The 18599-nt window shown below is 60.6% G+C and carries 20 protein-coding genes and 1 pseudogene; 8 read left to right on the top strand and 13 right to left on the bottom strand.

From position 1 onward, the window contains the following. Window positions 1–117: 117 nt before the first annotated feature. From soxG to fdhA, 3 genes are all read left to right on the top strand, one after another. Window positions 118–750: a sarcosine oxidase subunit gamma family protein gene (gene soxG / locus LIY45_RS03495; protein ID WP_226475347.1), complete on the top strand. Its 633-nt coding sequence runs from the start codon at window positions 118–120 to the stop codon at window positions 748–750. 120 nt (window positions 751–870) lie between these two features. After that, entirely contained in the window at window positions 871–1728 is an 858-nt protein-coding gene (gene purU / locus LIY45_RS03490; protein ID WP_003209192.1) for a formyltetrahydrofolate deformylase, read from the top strand. A 182-nt stretch (window positions 1729–1910) separates the two neighbouring features. Next, on the top strand, window positions 1911–3110 hold the full coding sequence (fdhA, locus tag LIY45_RS03485) for a formaldehyde dehydrogenase, glutathione-independent (RefSeq protein WP_017476418.1): 1200 nt from the start codon (window positions 1911–1913) through the stop codon (window positions 3108–3110). A gap of 45 nt (window positions 3111–3155) precedes the next feature. Here the strand turns inward: fdhA and LIY45_RS03480 are convergent, their stop codons facing one another. The 8 genes and pseudogenes from LIY45_RS03480 to LIY45_RS03445 form a co-directional block, all read right to left on the bottom strand. Then, the gene (locus LIY45_RS03480; protein ID WP_226475346.1) at window positions 3156–3521 is read right to left on the bottom strand and encodes a hypothetical protein; all 366 of its coding nucleotides are present in this window, start codon (window positions 3519–3521) and stop codon (window positions 3156–3158) included. Between the two features lies 1 nt (window position 3522). Further along, on the bottom strand, window positions 3523–4497 hold the full coding sequence (locus tag LIY45_RS03475) for a hypothetical protein (RefSeq protein WP_226475345.1): 975 nt from the start codon (window positions 4495–4497) through the stop codon (window positions 3523–3525). Between the two features lie 120 nt (window positions 4498–4617). Then, window positions 4618–4866: a hypothetical protein gene (locus LIY45_RS03470; protein ID WP_226475343.1), complete on the bottom strand. Its 249-nt coding sequence runs from the start codon at window positions 4864–4866 to the stop codon at window positions 4618–4620. 604 nt (window positions 4867–5470) lie between these two features. Next, complete coding sequence (locus tag LIY45_RS03465) at window positions 5471–5929, bottom strand: anti-sigma factor (protein WP_017476417.1); 459 nt, start codon at window positions 5927–5929, stop codon at window positions 5471–5473. A 124-nt stretch (window positions 5930–6053) separates the two neighbouring features. Continuing rightward, complete coding sequence (locus tag LIY45_RS03460; protein WP_017476416.1) at window positions 6054–6575, bottom strand: hypothetical protein; 522 nt, start codon at window positions 6573–6575, stop codon at window positions 6054–6056. Between the two features lie 123 nt (window positions 6576–6698). Further along, a pseudogene (locus LIY45_RS03455) lies at window positions 6699–6794 on the bottom strand (outer membrane lipoprotein carrier protein LolA); the annotation flags it as partial. A gap of 17 nt (window positions 6795–6811) precedes the next feature. After that, window positions 6812–7489, bottom strand: coding sequence for an anti-sigma factor (locus tag LIY45_RS03450; protein ID WP_017476415.1), 678 nt, complete (start codon window positions 7487–7489; stop codon window positions 6812–6814). Further along, on the bottom strand, window positions 7486–8121 hold the full coding sequence (locus tag LIY45_RS03445) for a sigma-70 family RNA polymerase sigma factor (protein WP_032868319.1): 636 nt from the start codon (window positions 8119–8121) through the stop codon (window positions 7486–7488). Before LIY45_RS03445 ends, LIY45_RS03450 begins: the two co-directional genes overlap by 4 nt. Window positions 8122–8274: 153 nt before the next feature. Here LIY45_RS03445 and LIY45_RS03440 point away from each other — a divergent pair, with 153 nt between their 5' ends. After that, on the top strand, window positions 8275–8844 hold the full coding sequence (locus LIY45_RS03440) for a DUF2780 domain-containing protein (RefSeq protein WP_226475342.1): 570 nt from the start codon (window positions 8275–8277) through the stop codon (window positions 8842–8844). Here LIY45_RS03440 and LIY45_RS03435 read toward each other — a convergent pair. Continuing rightward, window positions 8841–9728, bottom strand: a complete 888-nt coding sequence (locus LIY45_RS03435) for an acyltransferase (RefSeq protein ID WP_017476412.1) — start codon at window positions 9726–9728, stop codon at window positions 8841–8843. The two genes, LIY45_RS03440 and LIY45_RS03435, sit on opposite strands and share 4 nt — an antisense overlap. A gap of 172 nt (window positions 9729–9900) precedes the next feature. Between LIY45_RS03435 and LIY45_RS03430 the strand changes: the two genes are divergently transcribed. Genes LIY45_RS03430 through creD form a run of 4 tightly spaced genes read left to right on the top strand, consistent with a single transcriptional unit; the run spans window position 9901 to window position 13920 of the window. Continuing rightward, entirely contained in the window at window positions 9901–10401 is a 501-nt protein-coding gene (locus LIY45_RS03430; RefSeq protein ID WP_226475341.1) for an ATP-dependent zinc protease, read from the top strand. 9 nt (window positions 10402–10410) lie between these two features. Continuing rightward, window positions 10411–11079 carry a two-component system response regulator CreB gene (gene creB / locus LIY45_RS03425; RefSeq protein WP_017476410.1) on the top strand — a complete coding sequence of 223 codons (669 nt, stop codon included), beginning with the start codon at window positions 10411–10413 and terminating at the stop codon, window positions 11077–11079. Further along, entirely contained in the window at window positions 11079–12518 is a 1440-nt protein-coding gene (creC, locus tag LIY45_RS03420; protein ID WP_226475340.1) for a two-component system sensor histidine kinase CreC, read from the top strand. Before creB ends, creC begins: the two co-directional genes overlap by 1 nt. 52 nt (window positions 12519–12570) lie before the next feature. After that, window positions 12571–13920 carry a cell envelope integrity protein CreD gene (creD, locus tag LIY45_RS03415; RefSeq protein ID WP_226475338.1) on the top strand — a complete coding sequence of 450 codons (1350 nt, stop codon included), beginning with the start codon at window positions 12571–12573 and terminating at the stop codon, window positions 13918–13920. Between the two features lie 201 nt (window positions 13921–14121). Here creD and LIY45_RS03410 read toward each other — a convergent pair whose 3' ends face one another. The 4 genes from LIY45_RS03410 to LIY45_RS03395 are packed head-to-tail and all read right to left on the bottom strand — an operon-like array spanning window position 14122 to window position 18553. Continuing rightward, entirely contained in the window at window positions 14122–14751 is a 630-nt protein-coding gene (locus tag LIY45_RS03410) for a glutathione S-transferase (protein ID WP_226475337.1), read from the bottom strand. Window positions 14752–14786: 35 nt separating this feature from the next. Beyond that, window positions 14787–14963 carry a hypothetical protein gene (locus LIY45_RS03405; protein ID WP_017476405.1) on the bottom strand — a complete coding sequence of 59 codons (177 nt, stop codon included), beginning with the start codon at window positions 14961–14963 and terminating at the stop codon, window positions 14787–14789. Further along, window positions 14960–16063: a PepSY-associated TM helix domain-containing protein gene (locus LIY45_RS03400; RefSeq protein WP_226475335.1), complete on the bottom strand. Its 1104-nt coding sequence runs from the start codon at window positions 16061–16063 to the stop codon at window positions 14960–14962. The genes LIY45_RS03405 and LIY45_RS03400 overlap by 4 nt, the downstream gene beginning before the upstream one ends. 60 nt (window positions 16064–16123) lie before the next feature. Next, window positions 16124–18553 carry a TonB-dependent siderophore receptor gene (locus LIY45_RS03395; protein ID WP_226475334.1) on the bottom strand — a complete coding sequence of 810 codons (2430 nt, stop codon included), beginning with the start codon at window positions 18551–18553 and terminating at the stop codon, window positions 16124–16126. Window positions 18554–18599 lie beyond the last annotated feature (46 nt).

Genomic DNA, 18599 nt, shown 5'->3' with positions numbered 1-18599 from the left:
ACGCTCCGCGTGGGAATGCATCCCGGGGCGCTCTGCGCCCCAAGAGCGGACGCAGAGCGTCCATGGCGGCATTCCCACGCAGAGCGTGGGAACGATCAAATTCAACACAGGTGCTTTATGACAGCAGCCAATGTTTACCAACAACGCCCCACCTCTGGCGCCAAGGCCGAGTCGTCGCTGCACCATGCCGACCTCGCCAGCCTGGTAGGCAAGGGCCGCAAGAACGCCGGCGTGACCGTGCGTGAAAAGAAACTCCTCGGCCACCTGACCCTTCGTGGCGATGGCCACGACGCAGCCTTCGCCGCCGGCGTGCACAAGGCCCTGGGCATCGAATTGCCCGGCGCGTTGCAAGTCATCGTCAAGGGTGAAACCAGCCTGCAATGGCTGGGCCCGGATGAGTGGCTGCTGGTGGTGCCGAGCGGTGAAGAATTCGCCGCCGAGAAAAGTTTGCGCGAGGCGCTGGGTGATTTGCATATCCAGGTCGTCAACGTCAGCGGCGGCCAGCAGATCCTCGAACTCAGCGGCCCCAACGTGCGGGATGTGCTGATGAAGTCCACCAGCTACGACGTGCACCCCGACAGCTTCCCGGTAGGCAAGGCGGTGGGCACGGTGTTCGCCAAGTCGCAACTGGTGATTCGCCATACCGCTGAAGACACCTGGGAGCTGCTGATTCGTCGCAGCTTCTCGGATTACTGGTGGCTGTGGTTGCAGGATGCGGCGGCTGAGTATGGTTTAAGCGTCCAGGCCTGATCGTTCCCACGCTCCGCGTGGGAATGCATCCCGGGACGCACCGCGTCCCAAGAGCGGACGCACAGCGTCCATTGCGGCGTTCCCACGCAGAGCGTGGGAACGATCAAGGAGTCACGAATAATGAGCCGCGTACCCGATACATGGATTTTGACCGCCGACTGCCCCAGCGTGCTCGGCACGGTGGACGCGGTGACCCGCTACCTGTTCGAGCAGGGCTGCTACGTCACTGAGCACCACTCCTTCGATGACCGGCTCTCGGGCCGGTTCTTCATCCGCGTGGAGTTCCGCCAGCCCGATGGTTTCGACGAACAAGCCTTCCGCGATGGCCTGGCCACCCGCGGCGAGGCCTTCGGCATGATCTTCGAGCTGACCGCGCCGAACTACCGGCCGAAAGTGGTGATCATGGTCTCCAAGGCCGATCACTGCCTCAACGATTTGCTCTACCGCCAGCGCATCGGCCAACTGTCGATGGACGTGGTCGCCGTGGTCTCCAACCACCCCGACCTCAAGCCCTTGGCCGACTGGCACCAGATTCCCTATTACCACTTTCCCCTGGACCCCAACGACAAGCCGTCGCAAGAGCGCCAGGTGTGGCAAGTGATAGAAGAGTCCGGCGCTGAACTGGTGATCCTTGCGCGCTACATGCAAGTGCTGTCGCCGGAGCTGTGCCGCAAGCTCGACGGTAAAGCCATCAACATCCACCACTCCCTGCTGCCCGGTTTCAAGGGCGCCAAACCGTATCACCAGGCCTACAACAAAGGCGTGAAACTGGTGGGCGCCACCGCGCACTACATCAACAACGATTTGGATGAGGGCCCGATCATCGCCCAGGGTGTGGAGGTGGTGGACCACAGTCACTATCCGGAAGATTTGATAGCCAAGGGACGGGATATCGAAGGCCTGACCCTGGCCCGGGCCGTGGGGTATCACATTGAGCGGCGGGTGTTCTTGAACGCCAATCGCACGGTCGTTCTTTAGATCGCTATCGCAGGCAAGCCAGCTCCCACACTTGAATGTGTTCACACATCAAAATGTGGGAGCCGGGCTTGCCCGCGATGAGGCCGTCAGCAACAACGCAAAACAGCATCTGTACCCGAGCACTTAAACGCGCTGCCTGCCTGGGCAACGCGGTTCCATAAAAACAACAGCGAGGTGAAAGCATGTCTGGTAATCGTGGTGTCGTGTATCTCGGCAACGGCAAGGTCGAAGTACAGAAAATCGACTATCCCAAAATGCAGGACCCCCGTGGCAGGAAGATTGAGCACGGCGTCATCCTGCGCGTGGTCTCCACCAACATCTGCGGCTCCGACCAACACATGGTGCGCGGCCGCACTACTGCCCAGACCGGCCTGGTCCTGGGCCACGAAATCACCGGCGAAGTGATCGAGAAGGGCAGCGACGTCGAGAACCTGAAGATCGGCGACCTGGTGTCTGTACCGTTCAACGTCGCATGCGGGCGGTGCCGTTCCTGCAAGGAGCAGCACACCGGCGTGTGCCTGACCGTCAACCCGGCCCGTGCCGGTGGCGCCTACGGCTATGTGGACATGGGCGACTGGACCGGCGGCCAGGCCGAATACGTGCTGGTGCCTTACGCTGACTTCAACCTGCTGAAACTGCCGGACCGCGACAAGGCCATGGAGAAAATCCGCGACCTGACCTGCCTCTCCGACATCCTGCCCACCGGCTACCACGGCGCAGTCACTGCGGGCGTTGGCCCAGGCAGCACGGTCTACATCGCCGGTGCCGGGCCCGTGGGCCTGGCGGCTGCCGCGTCCGCTCGCCTGCTGGGCGCTGCGGTGGTGATCATTGGTGACGTCAACCCGATCCGCCTGGCCCACGCCAAGGCCCAGGGTTTTGAAATTGCCGACCTGTCGAAGGACACCCCGCTGCACGAACAGATCGCCGCGTTGCTGGGCGAGCCGGAAGTGGATTGTGCCGTCGATGCGGTGGGTTTCGAAGCTCGCGGCCATGGCCATGAAGGGGTCAAGGCGGAGGCTCCGGCCACCGTGCTCAACTCGTTGATGGGCGTGGTGCGGGTGGCCGGCAAAATCGGCATCCCGGGCCTGTATGTGACGGAAGACCCGGGGGCGGTGGATGCTGCCGCGAAAATGGGCAGCCTGAGCATTCGTTTCGGCCTGGGCTGGGCCAAGTCCCACAGCTTCCACACCGGGCAAACCCCAGTGATGAAGTACAACCGCCAACTGATGCAGGCGATCATGTGGGACCGTATCAACATTGCCGACATCGTCGGTGTGGAAGTCATCAGCCTGGATGACGCACCACGCGGGTACGGCGAGTTCGATGCGGGCGTGCCGAAGAAGTTTGTGATTGATCCGCACAAGTTGTTCAGCGCGGCGTAGGCAGTGACGTGATTAATAAGGGCGTCCTGAGGGCGCCCTTATTATTTATGATTTGTAAATCAGCGTTAATCCCGAAAGGGTCATTATTGCGGCGGATACCCACGTCAATAATGAAGGCAACACAATCCATAGCTTCAATTTTTTAGGAATGGCTTTAACGTCCTCAGCCAGCACGAGGCGCCTCCACTCGAATACGCTTGGCATCAGAATGATGCTGGCAGCGGCAAACAGGCGCTGGTGCTTGCCCTTGAATGTGTCGTTGCGGAATATATGTTTGTTCATGGCGATATATACGCTGTATCGCAGGTAACTTTCCGCGGTTTCGAGCTTTGTAAACATGACATAAAAGTTGAGGGGGAGGCTCAGTATCATGATCAGGGCGGCGTAAATTCCAATCGACTCCAGATTCATTTCAATCTCCTGAGGCTTTATAGAGTCGTGTGCCAAGCGCTTCACCAAGTGTGCCTCCGGCCATACCCAAGGCCAACGCTCCCACCGCTCCGCCAACAATCGCACACGCCAATACACCTGCTCCTGCCGTGGGGATGCCAAACGCTAACATGCAAGCCCCCGTACCGGCAGAGGCTCCTATTTTTCCTCCCGTGTATGCGCCGCCCACACCCAGCACCAGCTTCCCTCCTTCCACATATTTCGCCTGTGTACATTCCTGCTCGCGGCCCAGCGAACAAGCTTCCTTGATTTCCAACGTAGTCACGCCAACATCCAGCGCCAATCCGATATATGTCCCGTTTTTAAGCATTTGCGAAGCCTTGGCTACGCGCTTGACCGTTTCTTCATACCCGCGAATTTCTCCATGGTGCCAATAGCTTTTACTGGAAATACCCAACATTTTCTTGATGGAGCCTTCATTTTTCAATCCGCTCCCGAAGCGTGCCATGCCGTGGAGTTGACTCTCGAGCCGGGAGAATAAGGTGCTTCGTTTAACCACGAATTCACCCCTTGCGGCCACAGTGCCCTTACTCAAGTACTGCTTATGCAGACCGTCGATTTCCTGAAGGGTCTTTTCGATTCCTTCCAGGTGTTTACTCCATGCGCTGGTGGCACTCCCGACACCGATCGAAGCGTAGGTCATGATCTTCTGTAGCTGGTCGTAGTTTTGGATCAGGAATTGATCAGTTGCGGAGTGTGCCAACAGGGCATGTTTTATGTTCTGCGCCGAACTCATCAACCGCGCTTCTTCGACGGTACAAGAAGCCGTACGGCTGTCACCGATAATCACCAGTTGCCCAGGTAACACCACGGTGTTGCGGATATGTTGGTTAAGGATATCGAACTTGGTTTGAACATGAGGATTAAGCGAGAGGCGTTGTTTCAGTAGCGGATAAGGCTGTGATCGATCATTGATAAATGCGTAAGGTCCCTGCATCGCGTGCACCTCCAAGTGACTGAGGCGCACGACTATAAGAAAGCGCTGCAGGCGAGGTAAGACGCGTGCAGGGACGTTTTTAGTGTTTCGGAAATGGACTACTTAAGTGTCGGCGTATGCCTACTCCTGCAGCCGCCGACCGATCACATCCATCAAATCGCAACCGTCGCGCAGCGGAATGGCGCAGAGCAGGGCGAAGTCCTTGAGGACGAGGGTGTCGGTGATCAGGGTGTCGCGAAACGCGAGGTTTTCCAGGACTTGGGTCACCGCGCGGATGCGGTAGGCGGCTGCGTCGTGGAGCACGTCCAGCGGGGTTTGGGTGTCGATGAGCAGGGAAGGGACGGTGCAGTCGTGGCCGGTTAGGGGCATGTAGCGGTTCATGTTTTAAATCCATTCAAGTAGGAGTGGACTGCACACTTATTTCGTCGCCAAACGAAATGGGTGGCAGCTGTACGCAGGTTGGCGAACCGGGAATGGAGACCGGCAGACCCGAAGGTCTCCCGCGCACAGCCGCCATAAAGCAGCTATTGCGGACGCAAAAGAACCTGCAAACAAGCAGAGCGCTTTTGCACCATTCCTCGGGTCGCCAAACCCGTATCGCCATGTGGACGACCGCCGGACTATAAGCTTCCTTGTTTGGCCGAGGCAAGACGCAATGCCGAACACAGTCCCCGACACAACGACGATCAACTGTAGGAGCGGGCTTGCCCGCGAAAAACCTGAGGGTGCCGGGCAAAAAAAAGGCGACCCCGGGGGGTAATGCTGTTCACTTAAGGAAGTTTGGAGGCCTGATGCTAAGTATCTGTGGCGAGGGAGCTTGCTCCCGCTGGACTGCGTAGCAGGCCCAATTCAGGGCCGCTTCGCGCCCCAGCGGGAGCAAGCTCCCTCGCCACAACTGCGGTTGAGCCTGAAACATCGGCTTAAGTGAACAGCATTGACCCCGGGGGGCGCCTTCTTTGTTTGTGTGGGTCACTCAGCGAATCGCCAAAGCCCCCTGATACACCGTTGGCCCCGTCGGCTGCTTGCTCACCGAGCCGCCCTTGGTTTCCGAGCTGACCATCAGTGTCACCGGCTTGCTGATCGACGCCTGCTGGCGAGGGTTGATGCCGATAATGCCTTTGCCGTCTTCCGGCAACAGGCCCAGTGACACCGGCGTACCGTCAGCCGGAACCGCCCACAGCTCCAGGCTTTGGTCCGGGGCCGGTGCCGTGGCGGCAATCGGCTGCACTTCGAGGTAATCCTTGTGGGCCACGATCTGCGTGGCCGGTTGCTGGGTGGTGTTCACCAGCAGTGCGGCAGCCTTGACGCTGTCCTGGGTGTAGAGGGCGCCGCCGATGCCGGCGACTACCACCAGGCAGGCGCCGATGAACAGGCGTGGGCGGTTCCAGAATGAAGGCTTGTGCTCAATCACTTGAGGGTTGATCGCAGTCATTAGGCTCTTCCTGACATGTTTTGTAGTCTTTCATGGACCTAGTTAACGGCGATCGGTTCCTCATCCGTCGTATTGAGCCTTGGGGCTGCGTGATGTCAATTGGCCCTGAACCGCGGAACGAGCGTCAATGGTGCTTGGGTGGGAGGACCAGTTCCTTGTACGTGAATGCGCATTGTTTTTCCGGATGCTGCTCGGTGGAATCGGCATAGCAGTATTGGACCTCCTTGGCTTTTTTGTAGGCCCCAGCCTTGGCTTTGCTCTCATCCGTTTTCGACTCATCCACCCATTTTGTCCCCGGCACGGGGGCCCAGCCTTTGAAGGAGTACAGCGTCATCCTCAAAAAGTCGAACCAGCCTTCACCCTCGTAGTCGCAGGACACTACGTATGCATTTCCTTCTGAACTGACATCCCGGTACAGCGCCCCAGTGAAGTGGAGCTTTTTGAGCAGGTTCTCGTCGCCAAAGGGGTTCTCTCCCACCCAGACGCCCTTATGAGGGCCGGGCGCATAAAAAATATCCCACGGCCCCCATGGCTCTTCCGGTTTGATACTTGCCTTGGGCGGGCACGTGGCAATCTCATCTGCCAGGGCATTGCCCACAAGGGTCGAAAGCAGCAGTGCGCTCAGTGCGATGTTCATCAGCTTCATGTCGTACTCCCTTACGTGATAGGAGCCTTCATGGTGGGCGTGTGGATGCGTTGCAGATACTGTCAAGATTGACAGCGGGCTAGAACAACTTCGGATTAAAAGAACAGAGGTTATTTCAAAAGGGCAATCCACTGTAGGAGCGAGCTTGCTCGCGAAAAACCTGAGGGCGCCGTGGCCTTTCAGGCTTCCCGCGTTATCGTTGACGACCTTCGCGAGCACGCTCGCGCCTACAGGAGTTAGAGTGAGGCCAACTGGCCTTGATACAACACCGGCCCCGTCGGTTGTCCGGTTGGCGAGCCACCCTGAGGCTCAAGACTCACCGCCAGGGTCAGCGGTGCCGTCAGCAGCGCCTGGTGTTCTTTGCTCAACTGGATCCGGCCTTTGCCCGACACCGGCACCAACCCCAGGGAGATCGGTTTGCCACCCGCCGGGATTGCCCACAGTTCCAACGCGCGCGCTGGCTCCACCGCCGCCAGGGTCAGCGGTTCCACCTGCAGATGATCGGCATACGCCAGGATCTTCAGCGCAGGCTGCTGGTTAGCCGCCACCAGCGTCGCGTTGTACTCCACCCCAAGATCGCGCTGGTACAACACTCCCACCAACACCGCGATCACCACGCCGCATGCCGCTACCAGTAACCGCAGGTTCATCCAGAACGGCCTCTTCGCCGGCATATGCAGCACTTGCGGCTCAATCCGGGCCTTGATCCCTTCCCACACATGGTCCGGCACCGGCCGTTCAGGCAATGGCCCGGTGAGGCTGGCGAGGGCGTCCTGCCAGTGTCCCAGTTCGACGCGCAGGGCGGCATCGTCCAGTAGCAGCGCTTCAAAACGTCGACGGGCGGTGGCGGGCATCAGCCCGATGGCGTAATCCGCCGCGAGGGCGCGGCGCAGGGACGTGGTCTGGTAGTTCATGATTCAAGGCACCTGCGCAAGCGCTCCATGCCGCGGCGAATCCAGGATTTGACCGAGCCCAGGGGCGCGGCCAGGTGGTCGGCCAACTCCGAGCAGGACAAGCCCTGGAAGTAAGCCACGGTGATCGATTGACGCTGCATGCCTTCGAGGCTGTCGAGGCAGCGGTTCAGGGCGAGGGCTTCGCGCTCGCTGTCGAGCTGTTCGTGGGCGCTGGGGCTTTCATCGGCCATGGCGTCTTGCTGGCCGTCGCTCAAGGGCTGCTCGCGGTGTTTGCGCAACTGGTCGATCGCCAGGTTGCGGGTGATGTTGATCATCCAGGTCAAGGGCGCCGACAGGTGGGCCTCATAGCGCGAGGCGTTGAACCAGATGCGCACGAAGCTCTCCTGTAACACTTCCTCGGCCAGGTCCTGGCGGCCCATGAAACGCAAGGCAACACCGTGCAAGCGCGGGGAAACACTGCGGTAGAGCGTTTCGAACGCCTGGCGGTTACCCAGGGAGCACTGGGCCAGCAATTGCCGTAGCTGATCGGCATCGTGGGTCGAAATAGGGCTTCTCCAGGCACGTGCAACAGGGCGATGGGACGGCAGACGGTAAAGACGGCAGGCTGAGGTTAGTCCAGCTTGGGCATTCATTCCATCTACCTCCGTGCGGCTCGTGGTGGATATACGCAGCGCAGGGCGATTCGGATGCAGTGGTTTTCTGAACTAATCTGTGAGGTGGGAACAATCTTTCGTAACACCCAGTCAAACTCCTGCTTTTAGCGCTTACTTTCAGAGGTTGTCTTGATGAAGATTTCACGCGGTTTTGCCCTGTCCTGCCTGTTGACCGTGGCGGCCAGCCCGGTGTTTGCGGCAGGTTTTAGCCTCGGCGACGTAGCCAATGCCGTTTCGGGCGCACAGGGTGGCGACAAGGCAGCAGCGGCTGCGCCGACCTCACAGACCGCCGGTTTGCTGGGCGCCCTGACCTCGCAATTGAACGTGACGCCGGAGCAGGCTGTCGGCGGAACCGGCGCAATGCTGGGCCTGGCCAAGAATACATTGGGCGGCGGTGATTACTCGCAACTGACCAAAAGCGTACCGGGCCTGGACAAGCTCTCCGGCAGCAACTCCCTGGGCAGCCTCGGCGCCCTGAGCGGCATGCTCGGCCAGAGCGGCGGCAGCAAGACCTCGGGCCTGGACGGCGTGTTGGGTAACGTGAAGAACACCAATGACCTGAACACCGCGTTCAGCGCACTGGGCATGGACAGTGGGATGGTGGGCCAGTTTGCGCCGGTTATCCTGAAATACCTGGGCGGCCAGGGCGCCAGCGAGTCGGTGCTGGGCAAACTGGCTTCGGCCTGGGGCACTGGCGGCTAAGACCGCTCCGCGCGCAGTTGGGCGATGCGCGCATCCTTCTCCCTCCAGAGCTGGTTGACCCAGTTCTGGACGGTCTGGCGAAATGCTGGATCGTTCTCGTAATCCCCCTGCCACAACGCCGGATCCAGCTCACGGGTGCGGATATCCACGATCACCTTCGGCACCGCGCCACTGATCAAGTCCCAGAAGCCCGGAATGTTTTCCTGTGGATAAACCACGGTGACGTCGAGCACCGCATCCAGCTGTTCACCCAACGCCGCGAGCACGAACGCCACGCCACCCGCCTTGGGCTTGAGCAGGCGCTCGAAGGGTGAGTCCTGCTGCTTGCGCTTGGCCGGGGTGAACCGCGTGCCTTCCAGGTAATTCACCACGGTGACCGGCTGGCGCTTGAACAGCTCGCAGGCCTCCTTGGTGATCTTCAGGTCCTGGCCTGCCAGTTCGGGATGCTTGGCCAGGAATGCCTTGGTGTAGCGCTTCATGAACGGGTAATCCAGTGCCCACCACGCCAGGCCCAGGAAGGGTACCCAGATCAGTTCCTTTTTCAGGAAGAACTTGAAGAACGGCGTACGCCGGTTGAGGGCCTGGATCAACGCGGGGATGTCGACCCAGGATTGATGGTTGCTGATCACCAGATAAGACGTGTCACCCCGCAGGTCCTCGCCACCGCGAATATCCCATTGGGTGGGGATGCACAGGGCGAAGATCAGCTTGTCGATCTCGGCCCAGGTTTCGGCGATCCACATGACGGCCCAGGAGGCGTAGTCGCGAAAGCGACCGGGGGCCACCAGCTTGAGCAGGGCGAACACCATCAGCGGCCCGAACAGCACCAAGGTGTTGAGCAACAGCAGCAATGTGACGAAACAGCCGGTGAGCAGGCGGCGCATAAGTAACTCTTGGAATCATTTTGGCCCGCCATGATAAGCAGCTTGGGTCTAGAGGCCAAATCGCAAATAAGCTTACGAATGTTTCACAGCGGGCTGGGTATGCTCTGTGATCTAACTAAGCGGCGATTTTGCAGTCTAGAATTGGCCCATCTATTTCAAGGAAACCTCCTACGTGAAATCCATCCTTGCCCTACTAGCGCTCGTGGCCTTGCCTGTCATGGCCGCCGAGCCGACCCTTTACGGTCGCTACGAATACATTCAACTGCCGGAAATCGGCGAGACCTTCAAGGCCAAGATGGACACCGGCGCGCTGACCGCCTCGCTGTCGGCCCGGGACATCGAGACCTTCACCCGTGAGGGTGACGACTGGGTGCGCTTCCGCCTCGGCGGCAAGGACGCCAGCAACAAGGTGTACGAGCACAAGGTCTCGCGCATCAGCAAAATTAAAAGCCGCGCCGACGAAGATGACGACAAGGACGAAGCCACGGTGGCCAAGCGCCCGGTGATCGACCTGGAAATGTGCCTGGGCAACGTCAAGCGCACCGTCGAGGTCAACCTCACCGACCGCAGCAGCTTCAACTACCCGCTGCTGATCGGCGCCAAGGCCCTGCGTGAATTCGGCGCTGCGGTAAACCCGGCTCGCCGTTACACTGCGGACAAACCGGACTGCTGACGGACCACCATGGCGCATATCCTGATTGTCGAAGACGAAGCGGCCATCGCCGACACGCTGATTTTTGCCCTGCAAGGCGAGGGCTTCACCACCACCTGGCTGAGCCTCGGCCAGGCGGCGCTGACCCATCAGCGGCAGACACCGGCGGACCTGATCATCCTCGACATCGGCCTGCCGGATATCACCGGCTTTGAAACCTGCAAGCAACTGCGGCGCTTCAGCGAAGTGCCGGTGATGTTTCTCAGCGCCCGGGACGGCGAGATTGACCGCGTGGTGGGCCTGGAGATCGGTGCTGACGACTATGTGGTCAAGCCGTTCAGCCCGCGTGAAGTGGCAGCCCGGGTACGGGCGATCCTCAAACGGGTTGGCCCTGGTGTTGCTCCGGCGGTGTTCCAGGTGGACCTGGAGCGCATGCAGATCAGTTATCGCGGGCAGCCTCTTAACCTTACACGCCATGAATTTCGCCTGTTGCAAAGCCTGTTGGAGCAACCCGAGCGGGTGTTCAGCCGCGAGCAACTGCTGGATGCGGTGGGCGTGGCGGCCGATGCAGGGTACGAGCGCAATATCGACAGCCATATCAAAAGCGTTCGCAGCAAATTGCGGACGGTGGCCCCCGAGTCTGAGCCGATCCAGACCCATCGCGGCCTTGGCTACAGCTACAGCCCGGGCAACAGCTGATGCGCCTGGGGATCCGGTTCTTCCTGGTGTATGCGCTGTTTATTGGCCTGACCGGCTACTTCGTACTCAGCACCGTGATGAAGGAAATCCGCCCCGGTGTGCGCCAGTCCACCGAGGAAACCCTGGTGGACACCGCCAACCTGCTGGCAGAAATCCTGCGCAGCGATGTGAAGAACGGTACCCTCGGCCAGAGCCACTGGCCCGAACTGCTCAAGGCCTACGGCGAGCGTCAGCCCGGCGCGAATATCTGGGGCCTGCCGAAAAACCAGGTCAACCACCGCATCTACGTCACCGACGCCAAGGGCATCGTATTGCTGGATTCCACCGGCGAGGCGGTGGGCGAGGATTACTCGAAGTGGAATGACGTGTACCTGACCCTGCGCGGCGAATATGGTGCGCGCTCGACCCGCAGCGAACTGGACGACCCCGCTTCGTCGGTGATGCACGTCGGCGCGCCGATCCGCGATAACGGGCAGATCATTGGCGTGGTCACCGTCGCCAAGCCCAACAGCTCATTGCAGCCCTACGTGGACCGCACCGAAAACCGATTGCTGTGGTACGGCGCTGGGCTGGTGGGCCTGGGCCTGTTGTTTGGCGCCTTGTTGTCGTGGTGGTTGAGTGTCGCGCTGCGCCGGCTCACGGCGTATGCCCAGGCGGTGAGCGAGGGCCGGCGTGCCGAGTTGCCGCACTATCGCGGCGGTGAGCTGGAGCAGTTGTCCACCGCCGTGGAGCACATGCGCACCCAGCTGGAAGGCAAAGCGTACGTCGAGCGTTATGTGCACACCCTGACCCACGAGCTGAAAAGCCCATTGGCGGCGATTCGCGGGGCGGCGGAGCTGTTGCAGGGCGACATGTCCCGGGATCAGCAGCAGCGTTTCGTGGGCAATATCGACAGCGAAAGTGCGCGCTTGCAGCAATTGATCGAACGCCTGCTGAACCTGGCGCAGGTGGAGCAGCGCCAGGGCCTTGAAGACCAGAGCAGCCTGTCGCTGGCAGCGTTGGTAGACGAAGTACTCAAGGCTCAATGCGCGCGCATCGAAGGCGCCGGGTTGCAGGTCCAGCAGGCGATTGCCGCGGATGTACAGGTGTACGGCGAGCCGTTCCTGCTGCGCCAGGCCCTGGGGAACCTGTTGGAAAACGCCCTGGATTTCACCCCGCCCGGTGGCACCTTGCGGTTCAGCGCCAAGGCCTTGAGTGACGGCATCGAATTCACCCTGTTCAACCAGGCCGAGCCGATCCCCGAATACGCGTTGCCGCGCCTCAGTGAGCGCTTCTATTCCCTGCCGCGCCCGGCCAGCGGGCGCAAGAGCACCGGCCTTGGGCTGAATTTTGTCGAAGAGGTGATGAAGCTGCACGGCGGCTCACTGCAAATCGGCAACGTGCCCGGCGGCGTGCAGGTAAAACTGCATCTCCACACAGTCTCCACATTCCCTTCATAAATCCCCCTTAAGCGCCCGCCAGACTCTCCCCCATCAAAACAGGGAGAGCTTCATGAACCGCAATCTGCTTTTCAAACTGGGCGCCATCGCGCTGCTGATCGTGTTGTTGTTGATTCCGTTGCTGATGATCCACGGGGTGATTACCGACCGTCAGCAATTGCGCGACGACGTCTTGCAGGATATCGCCCGCAGCTCCAGCTACAGCCAGCGCCTCAATGGCCCGGTGCTGGTGGTGCCTTATCGCAAGACCGTCCGGGAGTGGAAGCTCAATGAAAAGCTCAACGAACGCTACGAAGAAACCCGTGAGGTGCGCGGTCATCTGTATTTCCTGCCGGAGCAATTTGCCCTCGACGGGCAGGTGCAAACCGAAGTGCGTGCCCGGGGCATTTACCAAGCCCGGTTGTTCCACGCCGACAGCCGGATCAGCGGGCGGTTTGTGTTGCCGGACCAGTTGGGCATCAAGGAACACTTTGCCGATTACCGCTTTGACCCGGCGTATCTGGCGGTGGGTATCAGCGACATTCGCGGCATCGAAAACGCGCTGAAGCTGGAGCTGGGCAGCCAGCAACTGGCGTTTTCGCCGGGCACCCAAGTGGCGTGGCTGGGGGAGGGTGTGCATGTGATGCTGCCCGAGCAGGACAGCCAGAAGCCGGCACCCTTTGACTTCGCTTTTGACCTGCGCCTGCAAGGCACCGAGCAACTGCAAGTGGTGCCGGTGGGCAAGACCAGCCAGGTCAAGCTGGCGTCCAACTGGCCGCACCCGAGCTTTATCGGCAACTTCCTGCCGACCCAGCGCGAGGTCACCGCGCAAGGCTTCAGCGCCCATTGGCAGACCACATTTTTCTCCACCAATTTGGAAGAAGCACTCAGCAGTTGCCTGGCCGAACGCGGCTGTGACGACTTCAACAGCCGCAGCTTTGGCGTGAGCTTTATCGACCCGGTGGACCAGTACCTCAAGAGCGATCGTGCGATCAAATATGCGCTGTTGTTTATCGCCCTGACGTTTGCCGGTTTCTTCCTGTTCGAGGTGCTCAAGAACCTGGCGGTGCACCCGATCCAGTACGCGCTGGTGGGGTTTGCCCTGGCGTTTTTCTACCTGCTGTTGTTGTCGTTGTCCGAGCACATCGGGTTTGGCCCGGCGTACCTGATATCGGCGGCGGCCTGTGTGTTGTTGATCGGGTTTTACGTCTGCCATGTGCTGCGCAGCGTCGCCCATGGCCTGGGGTTTTCGGCGGCGTTGGCGGCGTTGTATGGCTTGCTGTACGGGTTGTTGAGTGCCGAGGATTACGCGTTGCTGATGGGCTCGTTGCTGCTGTTCGGGTTGCTGGGCACGGTGATGGTGCTGACCCGCAAACTGGATTGGTATGGGGTGGGCAAGCGCAAGGAGGTGGGTGATGAGTAGGTCATTGGGGTTGCGGGAAGATCAGCAGGCGCGGACAAAGTTGGTGATGCAGATCAACGCACTGTTTCCCGAAGCCCGGGAGCTTTTTGTGGCGAGGGAGCTTGCTCCCGCTGGGCTGCGCAGCGGCCCCAAAAATCCTGGGAGCGCTTCGCACCCCAGCGGGAGCAAGCTCCCTCACCACAAGAAAACCCTTGCAGCAGGTTAAGCCGGTGGCTGGGTCTGGAGCATCGACGGCCGCTGACTCACCTCGGCATACCACGCCGCCAGCTTCGGATGGCTCGACCGCCACTGCATGCCCGGGTGGCGGAAGTCCAGGTAAGCCAACGCACACGCCACGCTGATCGCGGCCACGTCAAACGGCCCGGCCAGTTCGGCGATGGCGTCCTGTTCCAACATGTCGAGGGCGCGACGGATCTTGTCGCGTTGGCCTTCCAGCCACAGGTCCCAGTGTTTCTCCTCGGGGCGCATGGCGGTTTCATAGCGCACCAGCACGGCGGCATCCATGATGCCGTCGGCGGTGGAGGCCAGGGTCAGGCGCCGCCAGCGGGCCGGGCCGTTCCGGGGGATCAGCGGGGTCCCGGTATGTTGATAGTCGAAGTAATCGAGGATCACCCGGCTGTCATGCAATACGTTGCCATCGGCCAGGCGCAGGGCCGGGATCTTGCCCAGCGGGTTGTCCTGGATCACCTCCGCGTCAGGCTTGACCGGCGTCGGCACGCAGGCGTGCAAGGTCACGCGATCCAGTTGGCCGGTCTCGTGCAACAGCACCCGTACTTTGCGAACAAACGGCGAGGCAGGGTTGTGGAACAACGTCATGCTGGAGGTGGACATGGGCATTCCTCGGAAAAGGGCAGCGCTAATCTATCTCAACGCTTGAACAACGCCCAGCTACCAATTACAGCCGGAATGCCCAGCCCCACCCAGCTCAACGAATCCCACAACCCGTCCCCCAGCAACGCCGCAAACAACCCGGCCGCACTCAGCAGCCCAATGGCCAGCGGGATGCCGAACACCTTCCAGAAATTCGACTGCCGCGGCTTCATGACTGGGCCGCCTTGCGCCGCACCAGCCACAGGTACACGCCACTGCCCAGGACGATGATGGTCAGCACATCCAGCACCGCCCAGAGGATCTTCATCGGCATGCCGCCGTAGTCACCAAAGTGCAGCGGTTGGGACATGCCCATGGCGTCCATGTACCACGGCCGTTCGGCGATGGCGGTGACCTGCAGGTTGCTGGCGTCGATCAACACCGGTGTCAGCAGGTGCGAGGTCAGGTGCGTGCTGCCTTTCATGAACACCGCGTAATGATGCTCGCTGGAAAAGCGCGTGCCGGGGAATGCGATAAAGTCCGGCTCCATGCCCGGCGCGGCCTTGGCGGCGATCGTCAGCAGGTCGGTGGCGGGGGCGCGCAAGGTCAGCGGCGGGGCGTCTTTGTAGGGTTCGATCATCGCGCTGAGGCTGTCGGTACGCCAGGCGGCGATGATCAGGTCGGCGCAGGCGCTGATCACGCCGGTCACGCCCACCACCAGCGCCCAGGTCAGGGTGACTACGCCGATCAGGTTGTGCAGGTCGAGCCAGCGCAGGCGGGTGGATTTGTCCTGGCGCACCGTGGCGAACTTCAGCCGACGCATGAACGGCAGGTACAACACCGTGCCGGAGATGATCGCCAACACGAACAGAATGCCCATGAACGCCAGCAGCAACTTGCCCGGCAGCCCGGCGAACATATCGACGTGCAGGCGCAGCAGGAACATCGTCAGCCCGCCGTTGGCCGACGGCGTTTCCACGGCTTCGCCGGTACGGGCGTCGAGCATGAAGGTGTGGGAGGAATTGGGTTCGGTGCCGGCGGTGGCGGCCATGATCGCGATCACGCCGTTCTTGTCGTCCTCGTCCCAGGCCAGGTATTGCATGGCTTCGCCGGGTCGATGGGCCTGGGCTTTGGCCACCAGCTGTTCGAGGTTCAGCTGTGGGGTGTCGGCGGGCATGTGTGCCAGCTCGGGTTCGTTGCCCAGCAGGTGGTCGATCTCGTGGTGGAAGATCAACGGCAGGCCGGTGAGGGCGAGCAGCAGCAGGAACAGGGTGCAGACGAGGCTGGTCCAGGTGTGGATGAAGGACCAGCGGCGGATGGTTTTGCTTTTCATTTTCTAGCCTTCAGACACACCGAAGCCGCCCACGGGGGCGGCCTGGTTTAGCTCAGTCGATCACCACTGGTAGGTGGCACTGGCGACGACGCTGCGTTGGTCGCCGTAGTAGCAGTAGAAACCATCACAGGTGGAAATGTAGTCCTTGTCGAACAGGTTGGTGGCGTTCAGTTTCACCGAGGCACCTTTGAGGCTGTTGTCCAGACGGCCGAGGTCGTAGTGCACCGAGGCGTCGAACACGGTGTAGGCATCCGCCTTGCCTAGCCAGGTGTTGCCCTGGTCGCCATAGGTGTTACCGGTGTAGCGGGCACCGAAGCCAATGCCGAAGCCATCGAGCGCGCCGCTGTGCCAGGTGTAGTCAGTCCATAGCGAGGCTTGCTGGTTGGGCATCAGTTGCAGGCGATTACCTTTGTAATCCCCTTTTTGCACCTCGGATTTAGCCAAGGTATAGGCCGCGATAACCTTGAGGTTCTCGGTCACATCCGACACGGCTTCCAATTCCAGGCCTTTGACTTTCACTTCACCGGTCTGGTTAGTGACCGGAATGCTGCCCGCCGTGGTGGTGGTCACCAGTACGTTTTTCTGCGTCAGGTCGTAGACCGCGGCAGTCAGCAGGGTGTTCGAGCCGGGTGGTTGGTATTTGATCCCCATTTCCCATTGTTTGCCTTCCGTAGGCTTATACGACTCGGTTGCCGAGACACTGGCGTTGCTCGCGGGCTGGAAGGATTCGGCGTAGGAGATGTAGGGTACAAACCCCGAGTCGAACACGTAGCTCAGTGCAGCATTGCCACTGAAGTGCTTGATGCGGTCGGTGTTCGTTGCATCTTTCTGGTTGAAGTAGGTGGTGCCCTGATGCACCCAGTCTTCACGCCCTCCGAGGGTCAGGCGCCATTTATCCAGGGCCATCTGGTCTTGCGCATAGAGGCCGGTCTGGACGGTTTTCTGGTTGTAGTCGTAGTACGCCGCCGAGCGCGGTGGGCGAACGATAGGCTGTCCGTAGATCGGGTTGATGACGTTGGTGGTCCCGCCGTCACCGTAGATCGACAGGTACGAGGTGTCGGTACGCTGATGGTCCAGGCCTAGAAGCAGCGTGTGGGTGATGTCGCCGGTGGCAAAATCGGCCTGGAAGTTATTATCAACCGCGAACTGGCCTATGTTTTCGTCAACGTTGGTCGACGTGCGGCCGACGTTCCCGTTCGCATCCACCTGGGTGTACGGATAGGCGCCGACGGTCAGGGTCTGGAAAGACAATTCCGACTTGGTGTAGCGCAGGTTCTGCTTGAACTGCCAGGTATCGTTGAAACGATGTTCGAACGCATAGCCCAGCGCGTAGTAGGTACGGTCGTAGTACTCGTAGTCAGGATCGCCCAGGTTCTTGTGATGCGATATATCCCCCAGTGGCGACTTGATCTTGGTGCCCTGAATCGGCAGGAACTGGCTGGTGGCGCCGGTATCGTCGCGAGTGAACTGCGACAGCAGGGTCAGCTTGGTATCCGGATCAATGTTCCACGTCAGGCTGGGGGCGATGTTGTAGCGCTTGTTGTCGATGTGATCAATCTGCGTGCCGGCGTCGCGCACAACGCCCGTCAGCCCATAGAGAAACTGGCCTTCATCGTCGATCTTGCCGGTGCTGGCGAAGTTGATCTGGCGGTAGTTGTCGCTGCCGTATTGCACTTGGATGGCATTGCTCGATTCAGCGCTGGGACGTCGGCTGACCATATCCAGCAGGCCGCCTGGCGGCGTCTGGCCATAGACCGACGACGCCGGGCCACGCAGCAGCGCGAGGCGGTCGAGGTTCCAGGTTTCTGCTTTCGGGTTGGCGTACACGCCGCGTGGCAGCGGCAGGCCATCGAGGAATTGGGTGGGCTCGAAACCACGAACACGCATCCAGTCGTAGCGGGTGTCACTGCCGTAGCTGGCAGACACGATGCCGGGCATGTACTTGACGGCGTCATCCAGGTTCTGGACGTTGCGGTCCTGCATTTGCTTGCGAGTGGCGATGGAAATCGAACGCGGGGCTTCGACCAGTGCGGTATCGGTCTTGGTGCCGGCAGCGGTACGAGACGCCAGATAACCCTCCACCGGCCCCCACGCACTTTCCGCATCCGCCTGCCCGGTAATACTGGTCTCCGGCAACGCCACAACCCCCTCGGGAATCGCGACCAGGCTGAAGGTGCCTGCACTGCTTTGCTCCAGTTGCAGCCCGGTCCCACGCAACGCTTCACGCAACGCGCCCTGCGCATCGAATTGCCCTTTCACCGGCGCGGAAGTCTTGCCCGCCGCCAACCCTGGGTTCAGCGTCAACGCCAAACCGGCGTGGCTGGCGATCTGGTTCAGGGTCGTGGCCAGCGGCGCTGCCGGCAGGTTGTAGGCGCGCACGCTGGAGGCCTGTTCGGCGGCGATCAACTGGGTGCTGGCCAGCGGGGCGCTGAGGGCGATGGCCATGGCTAACAGGCTGGGGCGCAATAGGGTGTCTAGCGTGCGGGACATACGACGGCTCCTGAATGGAAATATTTCTCAATTGCCTATGTGCCGA

It is taken from the genome of Pseudomonas sp. MWU16-30323 (genome assembly GCF_020515595.1).
GTDB lineage: Bacteria > Pseudomonadota > Gammaproteobacteria > Pseudomonadales > Pseudomonadaceae > Aquipseudomonas > Aquipseudomonas yamanorum.
Note: the sequence above shows the minus strand (reverse complement) of the source record. Positions and strands in the feature narration are given on the sequence as shown.